Origin of the sequence: Streptomyces lusitanus (assembly GCF_042647945.1) — a bacterium.
Lineage (GTDB): Bacteria > Actinomycetota > Actinomycetes > Streptomycetales > Streptomycetaceae > Streptomyces > Streptomyces pseudogriseolus.
This window is the reverse complement of sequence record NZ_JBHRWL010000007.1, coordinates 460712-473300: the sequence shown is the minus strand read 5'-3', so window position 1 is coordinate 473300 and position 12589 is coordinate 460712. Positions and strand designations below refer to the sequence as shown.

Below are 12589 nucleotides of genomic sequence, written 5' to 3'. Positions count from 1 at the left end.
CCGGGGCGCCGTCCCTTCATGCGGCGTCGTACACGTGGGCCCGGCCGCCGACCCACTTCACCCAGGCGGGATCGTCCAGCAGGCGCTCGCCCTCCGGCAGCCCCACGCGTCGCAAAAACTCCACGACGTCCCGGTCGGAGGAGGCGAGGCCGACGATCTCTCCGCGCACGGTGACGCGCCGGCCGCCCGAGCCGAGCGGCGGGTGTACCACGATCGGAGGCTTCCTCATCCCTCCAGGATCCGTCCGCGCGTCCGCGTATGCATGCCGGGACCCGCTGTCACCCGACTGGCCCGCCGGACGAGCCGGACGGACGCCCGCCGTGCTGGTATGGAAGCGGCCTCCATGCCTACCCGGAGGGAGCTGGGAATGCACGAGATGTGGTGCGGTGCAGACACTTCGGGGGAGCCGGTCTGGCACGTTCTCACCCCGGACAAGACCTCGACGCTGTGCGGGGTGGAGAAGGAGGAGGAATCGCCACGACGCGACACGACGGACCGGCACTGCTTCTCCTGCATGAAGTCGTTCCAGGCCGTCGTGGCGTCACGCTGAGAGCCACGGCCGTCCCCGCCGGCGCCGGCGGACCCGCGCATCCCCCGGGTCCGCCGGCGCCGCGTCAGTGACAGGCGTGCTCCCCGCCGCCGTGGACGTGCTCCCCCGCGTCCGGTCCGCGCGTGTCGAGACGGCAGAAGCAGGACGCGTGGATCGGTACGTCCGCCAGCGCCGCGGCCTGCCTCAGCTGCCGGGCGACGATCGCGGCCTCGCCGTGCTTGCCGGTGCGCAGCAGGCACTCGTGGAAGCCGTGCAGCGCCCAGACGTTGTCGGGGTGCTGGAGCGGCCGGGGCAGGGTGTCGTCCAGCCCGAGGTCGGCCCGGTAGACGGCCTCCGCCTCGGCGACCCGCCCCTGTTCGAGGAGCAGCGCGCCGAGGGCGTGCCGGGTGGGCTGCATCCAGCCCCACGGCTCGTCGTACGGCAGGGTGTCGTCCAGTTCGACGGCCAGCTCCAGCGCGGCGAAGGCGGTGGCGTGGTCGCCCTTGCGGTAGGCGAGTTCGCCGTCGAGCATCGCCGAGGCGATGGCGAGGATGTCGTGGCAGGTGTTGTTGAACAGCATCCGGCTGTCCGGCACCCGGTCCACGGCCGCGCGGAACCGCTCCCGCTCGGTGTCGGCCCGGTCCGTGTCGCCCCGGACGGCGAGGGCGATGCCGCGGGCGTAGTGCAGCATCGCGGTGGTGACGCAGTACAGCTCGGGGTCGTCCGGGAACGGCAGCGCGAGGATGTCGTCCCAGCGGCCGAACCGGATCAGCACGTGGAAGCGCATCGCCAGGAACGCCTCCAGCCAGTCCGCCATGGGCGGGCTCTCCACCCGGAGCAGCTTCTCGGGCACCGCCGCCTCCAGCCGGGCGGCGGCGTCGAGGGCCACCCGGGACTGTCCGGCGAACATGGCGCCGTAGATCCGGAAGTGGTGGTTGTGGCAGCGGTAGAGGGTGTAGAAGTTCATCGCGCCGGCCCGCCGGAGGTATGTCTCGTCGGCGGCGATGGCGGCGGTGTTGTCCGAGACGACGCGCCGGTAGTCGCCGCACAGCACCTCCAGGTGCGAGGGCATGTGGAGGAGGTGTCCGGCGTCGGGCGCCAGTCCGCGCAGCCGGTCGGCGACGGTGAGGGCGGCCTCCGGGGTCGGGGACATCTCCATGAGATGGATGTAGAGGTGCACCACGCCGGGGTGTGCGGCGCCCGCCTCGGTGGCGAGGGCCCCGTCGAGCACCTCCTTGGCCTCCACGGTGCGGGCGCCGTCGGCGGGGCGTCCGGTCTTGAGGTCCCACAGCTGCCAGGGCGTGAGGTTCATCAGGGCGTCGGCGCACAGTGCGGCCACGTCGGGGTCGCCGGGGGCGCTCTCGTACACGGCGAGCATGCGGTCCGCGTACGGTTCGTTCCAGACCGAGCAGTCCTCCTCGGGGTGGGCCCGCGGGTAGCGGGCGCGCAGCGCCTCGACGAGGGCGCGCTCGACGGGGGTGGCGCGGGCCGCCGCCGCCTGGTGGGCGCGTTCGACGGCCGCGTGGGTGCGCTCGACGGTGCGGGTGAGGTCCTCGGCGTCGAAGGCCTCCCAGGGCTTGTTGTAGTTGGGGCCGAGGGCGTAGGCGATGCCCCAGTGGGCCATCGCGCAGCCGGGGTCGGCGTCGGCGGCCTTCTGGAAACAGGCCACCGCCTCCTCGTGGTTGAAGGCGTACGTCCACATCAGCCCGCGGTCGAACCAGAGTTGGGCCTCGGGGGAGGTCGTCGACACGGGCCGTCCGTAGGAGCCGAGGTCGTAGTAGCCGTCCATGGTGCCCGCCTCCCGGGGATCCGGCGTGGCCGGCCGTCGCGCGTCGGCGGCCGGCGTCCCGTGGGGACGAAACCGACGATAGCGGGGCACGAACGGTCGCGCAGGCGCGCCGCGAAAGCCGTCCCGGGGCGGGTCAGACGCTCACCAGGAGCTGTGGCGACAGCACCTTGATCATCGTGTTGGTCCAGCGCATCTGGCGCAGGGTCTGCGGATGGCAGTCGGTGACGAGGTCGAGCAGGGTCCGGTCGCGGGTGGCCTGCGCGGTCTGGGCGAGCATCTCCCAGTGCAGGGAGTTGCGGACGGCGGCCAGGTGCAGGTCGCGCAGGTCCTCCAGGAGGAGCAGCCCGGTCTCCGGGCGGCGCCCGAGGGCCTGCGCGGCCTTCTCGCGCAGGGCGGTGAGGGCGCCGGGCGCGGTGTGGTCGCGGGGGCCGGACAGGTCGACCCCGTGGTCGGGTCCGAGGGCGGCCAGCCGGGCGGCGTGCTCGCGGGACCAGCGGGCGACGTCGGTGGCGATGTGGTGCACCTCGTGCTCGGTGCGGTGCCGCTCGGCGACGGCGAGCAGGTCCGTCTCCAGGTCGCGCTCGCCGTCGTGCAGGGCGCGCAGGGTGATGCCGATGCCGCTCATGCCGTGCTCCCGGTGTCGGTGCCGTGCGCGTCCGTGCCGTCCGTGCGTGCGCCGTGCGTGTCCGTGCCGTCCGTGCGCGCGCCGTGCGTGTCCGTGCCGTCCGTGCGCGCGCCGTGCGTGTCCGTGCCGTCCGCGTCCTGCCGCCGGGGCGTGCCGCGCCGGGCGGCCAGGGTGACGCGGGCCGCCGCCGTCTTGAACAGGGGTTGTTTGGACAGCGGGTCCCAGTCGGTGACGGTGGTCTCGTTGGCGGCGCGTCCGGGGCGGCCGTCGGGCGGGCGGTGGCCCTCGGGGGTGTCCCAGTAGCCGTAGTGGAAGGGGACGAACACCACGCCGTCGCGGATCGCCACGGTCCGCAGCCGGGCCTCGATCACCCCGCGCGGTGTGGTGACGCGCACGAGGTCGCCGTCGGCCAGGCCCTGTGCGGCGGCCTCCGCCGGGGAGATCTCGGCCCAGACGTCCGGCGCGGCGGCGTTCAGCTCGGGCGCGCGGCCGGTTTTGGTGCGGGTGTGGAAGTGGTACACGGTGCGGCCGGTGATCAGCTGGAGGGGGTACTCGGGTGAGGCGTCCTCGTGCGGCGGGAGGTACTCGGCGGCCTTGATCACGGCCTTGCCGTCCGGGTTGAGGGAGCGGTACTCGACGGGGGTGACGGTGGCGCCGGTGACCATGTCCTTGCCGTAGCTCTCGCACCGGTCGGGGTGGGCGTGGTCGAAGCCGTCGGTGTAGAGGCGGGCGGTGCCGTCGGGGGCGTCCTCGGTGCAGGGCCACTGGATGCCGCCGCCGCGCAGCTTGTCGTAGCTGAGGCCGGTGTAGTCGCAGGGGCGTCCTGCGCTGCACCGCTGCCAGGCGGCGAAGGCTTCCTGCGGGTCTCGCCAGGGGATCAGCGGGCCGCCGTCCTTGTCGCGGAAGTCCATGCGGGCCGCGAAGTCGAGGAAGATGTCGAGGTCGGCGCGGGCTTCGCCAGGGGGTTCGACCGCCTTCTCGGAGAGGTGGACGGTGCGGTCGGCGTTGGTGAAGGTGCCGGTCTTCTCGCCCCAGGTGGCGGCGGGCAGCACGACGTCGGCGAGCTGCGCGGTCTCGTTGAGGAACAGGTCCTGCACCACCATGAACAGGCGTTCCTGAGTGAGGATCGCACGGATCCGGCCGAGCTCGGGCAGGGAGACGGCCGGATTGGTGCCGGAGATCCACAGCATGCGCAGCGAGCCCTGCTCGGCGTAGCGGAACATCTGCATGGCGTGGGTCGGCGGGCCGTGATGCGGGATGCCGTCCGGTTCGACGTTCCAGATCTCGGCCAGTTCGGCCACATGCCGGTCGTTCTGCCAGTTGCGGAAGCCGGGCAGGTCGCCGTCGGCGCCGCATTCGCGGGTGTTCTGGGCGGTGGGCTGGCCGTTCATCTGCATCAGTCCGCAGCCGGGACGGCCCAGCATGCCGCGGATCAGGTGCAGGTTGTTGACCTGCACGGCGGCGGCGGACGCCTGGTGGGACTGGTAGACGCCCTGGAGCACGGTGGAGGTGAGCCGCCGCGCGTCGCCGAGGAGGTCGGCCGCGCGTTCGATCTCGGCGGCCGGCACGTCGCAGATTCCGGCGGCCCAGCGCGGGGTGCACCGCTCGACGCCGGCGGCGAGTTCGTCGTAGCCGACGGTGTGCGCGTCGAGGTAGGCGCGGTCGATCCGGCCGGTGCGGATGATCTCGTGGAGCAGGGCGTTGAGCAGGGCGACGTTGGTGCCGGGGCGCGGCGCCAGATGGACGTCGGCGCGGCGGGCGACGGGGGTGTGCCGGGGGTCGACGCACAGCAGCCGGGGCGGGTCGGAGCCCTCCAGCCGGTCCAGGACGCGCAGTCACAGCACCGTCTGCGTCTCGGCCATGTTGTGCCCGAACAGGGCGATCGTGTCGGCGTGGTCGATGTCCTCGTACGAGCCGGGCTGGCCGTCGGAGCCGAAGCTCTCCTTGAGTGCCTCGGCGGCGGTCGCCGTGCACAGCCGGGTGTTGCCGTCGAGGTGGTTGGTGCGGACGCCGGCGTGGGCGAGGACGGAGAGGGTGTAGTACTCCTCCAGGAACAGCTGTCCGCTGGTGTAGAAGCCGACGGAGCCCGGGCCGCGTTCGTCGAGCAGGGTCCGGGTGCGGGAGGCGATGCGCTCCAGGGCGGTGTCCCAGTCGGTCTCGACCAGGCGGCCGTTCTCCCGTACCAGGGGGCGGGTGAGGCGGTCCGGGGCGTGGTTGGCCTGCCAGCCGTAGAGGTCTTTGGGGCCGAGCCGGCCGCGGTTGACCCGGTCGGCCGCGCGGCCGCGGACGCCGACGACGCGTCCGCCGCGCACGGCGATGTCCATGGCGTCGCCGTTGGAGTGCAGGATCGACGCGGACGGCACCCACCGCTCGACGTCCTCCTCCGTCACGCCGTCCGCGAGGTGCAGGTCGGTGCGGACCGGCCAGGGGTGGCCGGGGGTGTAAGGGGTGCGTACGCCCCAGGGGTCGGCGATCCTCTCCGGCGAGCTGTCCACGATGGTCCGGCCTCCACGGTGCGGGGATGTCGCGGGGCGGGTACCCGGCTCTTCTCCGGCCAGACTCTCACGCTCCACGCACACTCCGTCACCATGAGTGACCATCTGACACTCTTTCACCATTCCTTCGGGGTCTTGTGCGCCGACGGGCTGGCAAGGGCCGTACGGCCCTCCCTAGGATGTATTTCCTGTCCAGCCAGTCCAGTTGGCGCGGCACTCCGCAGGGGGAACGATGCATTCCGGTAAGCAGCTGTCCACCGAGATCGACGCAACCGTGCCGACGGCCGCGCGCATGTACGACTACTACCTGGGCGGCAAGGACAACTACGCCGCGGACCGCGCCGCGGTCGAGGAGCTGGACAAGGTGGTGCCGAGCACCCGCCGGCTGGCCCTGAACAACCGCCGTTTCCTCCAGCGCGTGGTCCGCACGCTCACCCAGGAGTACGGGATCCGGCAGTACCTGGACCACGGCTCCGGCCTGCCCACGCAGGACAACGTGCACCAGGTGGCGCAGCGCATCGACCCCACCACCCACGTCGTGTACGTCGACAACGACCCGATGGTGCTGGTGCACGGCCGGGCCCTGCTGGAGCAGGACGAGCGCACGGTGGTCATCCAGGCGGACATGCGCGACACCGAAGGGATATTCGGCCACGCCGAGACCCGGCGGCTGATCAACCTCGACGAGCCGGTGTGCGTGCTGTTCAACTCGGTCTTCCACTGCATCCCGGACAGCGACACCGACGGCCCGCAGGCCGTCGCCGACCGGGTGCGGGAGCGGCTCGCACCGGGCAGCATCATGGTGATGTGCCAGCTGGTCAGCGAGGACGAGAAGGTCCGCGAGTCCGTCACCGCCTTCATGGATCAGGTGACCCAGGGGCACTGGGGCCGGGTCCGCCAGGAGAAGGACGTGGAGGCGCTGTTCGACGGGCTGGAGATCCTGGAGCCTGGCCTGGTCGAGGTCTCCACCTGGCGTCCGGACACCGAGGTGGCGCCCCGTCAGCTCACGCAGGAGTGGATCGAGTTCGGCGGCGTGGGCCGCATACCCGCGTAACCCCTGACACCGAGACGCCCCTCCCCGGTTTTCGTGGGACCGGGAGGGGCGTCGGCGCGTCCGGCGCAACACTGCAGGTGACCGACTCGCAGGCGGCGCGCGCGTCAGGAGAGCGCGTAGCGTTCCTCGATCGTGCGGCGCAGCATCTCGACGGACTCGCGGGGCGTGAGCGCCTCGTCGGCGAGACGGTCGAGCACGATCCGGTACTCCTCGGTCTCGTCGAGATCCTCGAGGAAGTTGGCGCTTCTGATGTGCTCCAGGTAGACCACGTCGGGCAGGTCGAGGCCGCCGAAGCGCAGATACGTCACCGGAATGGCGGGCGCCGAGGCGTTGGTGACGTTCAGCGGGACGATCTGAAGGGTGACGTTCGGCCGGGCGGCCATCTCGGCGAGGTGGTCGAGCTGCTCGCGCATCACGGTGCGGTCGCCGAGAACGCGCAGCAGGACGGACTCGTCGATGACGGCCCACAGCTGCGGGGCGTCCTCGCGGAGCAGCAGCTGGGCCCGGCGCATGCGCAGCTCGACCCGGCGCTGCACCTCGCTCGCCGGGGCGTTGGGCAGTCCCCGCTCGACGACCGCGCGGGTGTAGTCGGCGGTCTGGAGCAGTCCGGGGACGTACTGGATTTCGAACGTACGGATGGTGGCCGCGGCCTCCTGGAGTCCGACCAGGCGGTCGAACCACTCGGGCATCAGCCGCTTGTCGTACCGCTGCCACCAGCCCGGTTCGCCGGCCCGCTGGAGCAGCTTGAGGAGGACGGATGCCTCGTAGTCGTCGGTGCCGTAGAGCTCGAGCAGCGCGCGTACGTCGGTCTCGGTCGGCGGGCGGCGGCCCTTGCCGGACTCGATCCGGGACAGCTTGGCCCCGCTGAAGCCGACGGAGCGGGCCGCCTGGTCCTGGGACAGTCCGGCGTCCTCACGGAAACCGGCCAGCTGCACGCCCACCAGCATCTTGAGCAGGGTCGGCGCGGGCTCGGGCCTGTCCAGATAGGGTTCCAGACGGGAGATGCGATGCGACGCGGCGGACATCCTGACTCCCAGCAGACCGGCACAAGGGCGATTCACACTATCGCATCTGATGCTGCCTCACCGCATGCGGATGCGAAATGCCGAGCGAAGTGGGGCAGTTGGACTCCGCTTCACCGGCGCCGGTCCACAGGGTCCGGCGCCGGCCGCGCGGGATCACCGGGCGCGGGGGCCCGTCACCGGACGAGGTGGTCGAACTCGCCGTCCTTCGCTCCCGCCAGGAAGGCGGCCAGCTCGGCGGCGGTGTACACCAGGGCCGGGCCGTCGGGATCGCGGGAGTTGCGCATCGCGACGTCACCGCCGGACAGCGGCGCGACCTCGACACAGTTGCCCTCGGCGTTGCTGTGCCGGCTCTTGATCCAGCGGGCGTCCAACTGGCTGGCCCGCACTCCGTTCCGCACTCCAGGCACCGCTGTCTCCTCGCTGCTGATCTCGTCCCGCCCCGCACGGCCGTCGCCGTACCTGGCGAAAATTCTCGCGCAATTTCCCGTGCAATTGCACGCGAGCGCTGACAGCGTGGATAATAGCCGTGGCGTCAACCCCCGTGGGAGCGCCCCGTCCTGACGTCGCATCGAGGAGATGACGTGTCATCACCTGTGCACTTGACGCTCCGGCCGCCGGCCTCGGCCGTCTTACCGGCAGTAGGTCGCGGTGCCGGGTCGTTCGGCCCGCTGCCCGCGGTGCCGCACGAGGACGGGACCCCACTGCCGACGGTGCCCGCCGCCGCCCCCTACGCGGCGGTGAGCATCGCCTGCAGCAGGGAGGGCCTCGCGCGAGCGCGGTCCTTCACCCGCGACACCCTCGGGAACTGGTCGCTGCGCCGGTGCAGCGACGACGCCACGCTCGTGATGACCGAGCTGGCCGCCAACGCCGTCACGCACGCGGCGTCGCGCTGCCCGGGTGAGCCGGACGTACGGCTGGGGTTCCGTCTGGAGCCGGCGCACCTGCTGCTCACCGTCACCGATCCCGACGACCGCCCGCCCGTGCGGCGGCCTCCCGGCGGCGACGCCGACCTGGAGGAGCACGGCCGGGGGCTGCGCATCGTCGACGCCCTGTCCGAGGCGTGGGGCTGGTTCCCCGCCGTCCCGGCAGGCAAGACGGTGTGGGCCCGGTTGTCCACCCGTCCGCCCACCTGACACGACTGCCGCGGAAAGGCACCCACGCCATGCGCAGCGCTTCTACGGAACAGCCGAGCAGCGAGCGCCCAGTGCGCCACACGCCCCCCACCAACGTGGCACGGTCCACGCCCCTCACGGCCCTGTCCCAGGTGCCATGGGCCGACATGCAGGACTCCACCGGATCGGCGGCCGCCATTCCCCTGCTGCTCAACGGCATCGCCTGGGGCGACGCCGGCACCGCCCGGGCCGCCCTCGAGGATCTGCGGAAACGGATCTGCCAGTACGGCTTCGTCACGGAACAGGCGACCGCGGCGACGGTGCCGTTCCTCTGGGAGCTGGCCCAGCTGCCGCACGTCACCGTCCGGGCGGGGATCATCCAGCTCCTCAAGGCCATCGCCGACGCCCGGCAATGGGAGAGCACGGCCGCGGCGTACCCCAAGCTGCTGAACCGCCGGGAGAACCCGGTGGTGTGGGAGCGGGCCGCGCGCCAGGCGGTGCGCGCCCGGCGCGGTGAGCTGAACCGGCTGCTGGCCGAGCCGGACACGGAGATCGCCCGGGCCAGCACGGAGCTGGCCCGGGCACTGGCCGACTGAGCACGGCCCCACACACTCCGGGCCGCCCCTGCCCGCACACGGGGCGGGCCCGGCGGAGAAGACGCGCGACTGCTCGGGGGACCAGTCGCGCGTCGGGGGGAGGGTCGCGCGCGGCCAAGGGGGGAAAGGCCGCGCGCGACCCGCGCACTCCAGCACCGCGTGCGGTGCCCTCGCCAACCAACGCGACATGACGCGCCCCCTTGGGGGCGCGGGGAACTGCGCGATCAACCCCCACAACCCGCACCCGCCCGTCCCACAGGCGGCAGCCCCCCCCACCCGGGCGCGACAACGCCCTGAAGGGGCGCGGGGAACTGCGCGATCAACCCCCACAGCACCGCACCCGACGACGCACCGCAGGCGGCAGCCCCTGCCCACCCGGCGCGGACAGCGCCCGCGGCTCACCGAGGGGGGTGACTGCACACCCGCGTCTCCCATCCCCGCGGCAGCGGCCTCGCCTCGATCCGCGCGGCAGTGTAGACATGGCACATGGTCCGACTCATGGGTCGATCCCGGACCCGGTCGCCCCAGCGGTCCGGCGCGGCGGCGTCCGTGCGGCGCCGGCGGAAGGAGAGCGGCCGCTCCGGGTGGCATCCGATGGCGGGGCTGCGGTCGGTGCTGAGCGGGCGCAGCGTCGCCGGACAGGTGTTCGTCCTGCTCCTCGTGATGGTGCTGCTCCTGGTCGTCGCCGCCGTCGTGGCGCTGGTGCTCCAGGTGCAGCGGGACAGCACCCAGGAGGCCCGCAACCGCTCCCTCGCCGTCGCCGAGACCTTCGCCAACGCCCCCGGCACGATCGAGGCGCTGAACTCCCCCGACCCCACGGCCGTGCTCCAGCCTCGCGCCGAGGCGGCCCGTGAGCGGTCGCACGTCGACTTCGTCGTCGTCATGAACACCGACGGCATCCGCTACACGCACCCTCGCCCGGACCGCATCGGCAAGCAGTTCGTCGGCACCGTCGAGCCCGCGCTGCGGGGCGAGCCGGTCGTGGAGGAGATCGAGGGGACCATCGGCAGGCTCGTGCAGGCCGTGGTGCCGGTGGAGGAACCGGACGGCACGGTGGTCGGCCTGGTGTCGGCGGGCATCACGCTGGAGAACGTCGGCGGGGCGACGGAGGCGCAGCTGCCGCTCGTGCTGGGCGCGGCGCTCGCCGCGCTGGCCCTGGCGACCGTCGGCGCGGCCCTGATCAGCAGACGTCTGCTGCACCAGACCCACGGTCTGGGCCCGCACGAGATGACCCGGATGTACGAACACCACGACGCGGTGCTGCACGCCGTGCGCGAGGGCGTGATGATCCTGGACGGCGACGGCACGCTGCTGCTCGCCAACGACGAGGCGCACCGTCTGTTCAGCCTCCCGGAGGACGCCGAGGGCCGGCACGTACGGGACCAGGGTCTGGATCCGGCCACGACGGAGCTGCTGTCCTCGGGCCGGGTGGCCACGGACGAGGTGCTGCCGGTGGGCGACCGGCTGCTCGCGGTCAACCAGCGCCCCACCGACCCGGCGGGCCGGCACCGGGGCAGCGTCACCACGGTCCGCGACACCACGGAGCTGCGCGCGCTGTCCGGCCGGGCGGAGGAGTCCCGCGAGCGGCTCAACATGCTCTACGACGCGGGCGTGGGCATCGGCACGAGCCTGGACGTGGCGCGGACGGCGCAGGAGCTGTCGGACCTGGCCGTGCCCCGGTTCGCCGACTTCGTCACCGTAGACCTGTTCGAGTCGGTGCTGGCGGGCGGGCAGCCGGACGCGGCCGCCGCGCTGCGCCGCACGGCCTGGGCCGGCATCGCCGACGACGCGCCGCTGTATCCGAAGCACCACCAGTTCCGTTTCGTCGAGTCGTCCCCGCAGGGCCGCAGCCTGGCCACGGGCCGGGCGGTGCTGGAGCCGCGGCTGGAGGAGGCGCCCGGCTGGCAGGCGCAGGACAAGGAGCGCTCCGCGCAGATCGTGGAGTACGGCGTCCACTCGCTGATCACGGTGCCGTTGCGGGCCGGCGCGCTGGTCCTGGGCGTGGTCAGCTTCTGGCGTACGCGCAAGCCGGAGCCGTTCGACGAGGAGGAGCTGGCGCTGGCGGAGGAGCTGGTGGCGCGGGCCGCGGTGTCCATCGACAACGCCCGCCGCTACACGCGCGAGCACAGCATGGCGGTGACGCTCCAGCGCAGCCTGCTGCCGCGCACGCTGCCCGAGCAGAACGCGCTGGAGATCGCCTACCGCTATCTGCCGGCGCAGGCCGGGGTGGGCGGCGACTGGTTCGACGTGCTGCCGCTGTCCGGGGCCCGGGTGGCACTGGTGGTGGGGGACGTCGTCGGGCACGGGCTGCACGCGGCGGCCACCATGGGCCGGCTGCGCACGGCGGTGCACAACTTCTCCGCGCTCGACCTGCCGCCGGGCGAGCTGCTCGCGCTGCTGGACGAGCTGGTCGGCCGGATCGACCAGGACGAGGCGCAGGACGAGCACGTCGCCCCGGTCATCGGGGCGACCTGCCTGTACGCGGTGTACGACCCGGTGTCGCGGCGCTGTGCCCTGGCGCGCGCGGGTCATCCGCCGCCGGCGCTGGTGCGGCCGGACGGGCAGGTGGAGTTCCCGGACGTGCCCGTGGGCCCGCCGCTGGGTCTGGGCGGGCTGCCGTTCGAGTCGGCGGAGCTGGAGCTGCCGGAGGGCAGCAGGCTGGTGCTGTACACCGACGGGCTGGTCGAGGACCGCGAGCATGACATCGACGTCGGCCTGGAGCGCCTGCGGGAGGCGCTGGCCGGCGCCGGGAAGTCCCCGGAGGAGACGTGCCGGGCCGTGCTGGAGTCCCGGCCTCCGGGGAAGGCGGCCGACGACATCGCGCTGATCGTGGCGCGGGCCCGGGCGCTGCCCGCCGGGCGGATCGCCGAGTGGCCGGTGCCGTCGGACCCGGCGGCGGTGGGCGAGCTGCGGGCGGCGGTGGTGCGCAAGCTCGCCGAGTGGGGGCTTCAGGAGCTGTCGTTCGGCACGGAGCTGATTCTCAGCGAGCTGGTGACCAACGCGATGCGGCACGGCGCCCCGCCCATCCAGGTGCGGATGCTGTACGAACGTCATCTGATCTGCGAGGTGTACGACAGCAGCAGCACCGCCCCGCACCTGCGGTACGCGACCATGACGGACGAGGGCGGGCGCGGTCTTTTCCTGGTGGCGCAGCTCGCCGAGCGCTGGGGCACCCGCTATCTGCCCGCGGGCAAGGTGATCTGGGCGGAGCAGAACCTGCCGCCGGACGTCTGACGCCGTGCCATAAGATCACCCTGGGACCAGGCATAAGGTCGGCTTATGAGCCCATAGACCGGACCCGCGTACCAGGTAAGGCAAGCCTCAGTTTAGGCTTCCCCCCGAGACGCCTGTCATCGCTCGAAGG

The 12589-nt window shown here is 72.7% G+C and carries 10 protein-coding genes and 1 pseudogene; 5 read left to right on the top strand and 6 right to left on the bottom strand.

Features of this window, described 5'->3' with window-relative positions; translation table 11 throughout:
* Positions 1-16: 16 nt before the first annotated feature.
* Positions 17-229 carry a hypothetical protein gene (locus ACFOSY_RS14020; protein ID WP_394307108.1) on the bottom strand — a complete coding sequence of 71 codons (213 nt, stop codon included), beginning with the start codon at positions 227-229 and terminating at the stop codon, positions 17-19.
* Between the two features lie 138 nt (positions 230-367).
* On the opposite strand from ACFOSY_RS14020, the gene ACFOSY_RS14015 reads away from it, so the two are divergent.
* The gene (locus ACFOSY_RS14015; protein ID WP_228679075.1) at positions 368-550 is read left to right on the top strand and encodes a hypothetical protein; all 183 of its coding nucleotides are present in this window, start codon (positions 368-370) and stop codon (positions 548-550) included.
* 64 nt (positions 551-614) lie between these two features.
* Here ACFOSY_RS14015 and ACFOSY_RS14010 read toward each other — a convergent pair whose 3' ends face one another.
* From ACFOSY_RS14010 to ACFOSY_RS14000, 3 genes and pseudogenes are all read right to left on the bottom strand, one after another.
* A complete protein-coding gene (locus ACFOSY_RS14010) occupies positions 615-2318 on the bottom strand; it encodes a hypothetical protein (protein ID WP_394307107.1) in 1704 nt (567 codons plus the stop codon).
* A 133-nt stretch (positions 2319-2451) separates the two neighbouring features.
* Positions 2452-2943, bottom strand: a complete 492-nt coding sequence (locus tag ACFOSY_RS14005) for a hypothetical protein (protein ID WP_394307106.1) — start codon at positions 2941-2943, stop codon at positions 2452-2454.
* A pseudogene (locus tag ACFOSY_RS14000) lies at positions 2940-5438 on the bottom strand (molybdopterin oxidoreductase family protein). The gene ACFOSY_RS14005 and the pseudogene ACFOSY_RS14000 overlap by 4 nt, the downstream one beginning before the upstream one ends.
* 232 nt (positions 5439-5670) lie before the next feature.
* On the opposite strand from ACFOSY_RS14000, the gene ACFOSY_RS13995 reads away from it, so the two are divergent.
* Entirely contained in the window at positions 5671-6492 is an 822-nt protein-coding gene (locus ACFOSY_RS13995) for an SAM-dependent methyltransferase (RefSeq protein ID WP_394307105.1), read from the top strand.
* A 104-nt stretch (positions 6493-6596) separates the two neighbouring features.
* On the opposite strand, the gene ACFOSY_RS13990 is transcribed toward ACFOSY_RS13995, so the two are convergent.
* Entirely contained in the window at positions 6597-7517 is a 921-nt protein-coding gene (locus ACFOSY_RS13990) for a helix-turn-helix domain-containing protein (RefSeq protein ID WP_394307104.1), read from the bottom strand.
* A gap of 173 nt (positions 7518-7690) precedes the next feature.
* Positions 7691-7924, bottom strand: coding sequence for a DUF397 domain-containing protein (locus ACFOSY_RS13985; RefSeq protein WP_006133007.1), 234 nt, complete (start codon positions 7922-7924; stop codon positions 7691-7693).
* Between the two features lie 192 nt (positions 7925-8116).
* On the opposite strand from ACFOSY_RS13985, the gene ACFOSY_RS13980 reads away from it, so the two are divergent.
* From ACFOSY_RS13980 to ACFOSY_RS13970, 3 genes are all read left to right on the top strand, one after another.
* Positions 8117-8650 (top strand): ATP-binding protein, encoded by a 534-nt coding sequence (locus tag ACFOSY_RS13980; RefSeq protein WP_394307362.1) that lies wholly within the window; start codon positions 8117-8119, stop codon positions 8648-8650.
* Positions 8651-8679: 29 nt separating this feature from the next.
* Positions 8680-9225, top strand: coding sequence for a hypothetical protein (locus ACFOSY_RS13975; RefSeq protein WP_394307103.1), 546 nt, complete (start codon positions 8680-8682; stop codon positions 9223-9225).
* 498 nt (positions 9226-9723) lie between these two features.
* A complete protein-coding gene (locus ACFOSY_RS13970) occupies positions 9724-12459 on the top strand; it encodes a SpoIIE family protein phosphatase (RefSeq protein WP_394307102.1) in 2736 nt (911 codons plus the stop codon).
* Positions 12460-12589 lie beyond the last annotated feature (130 nt).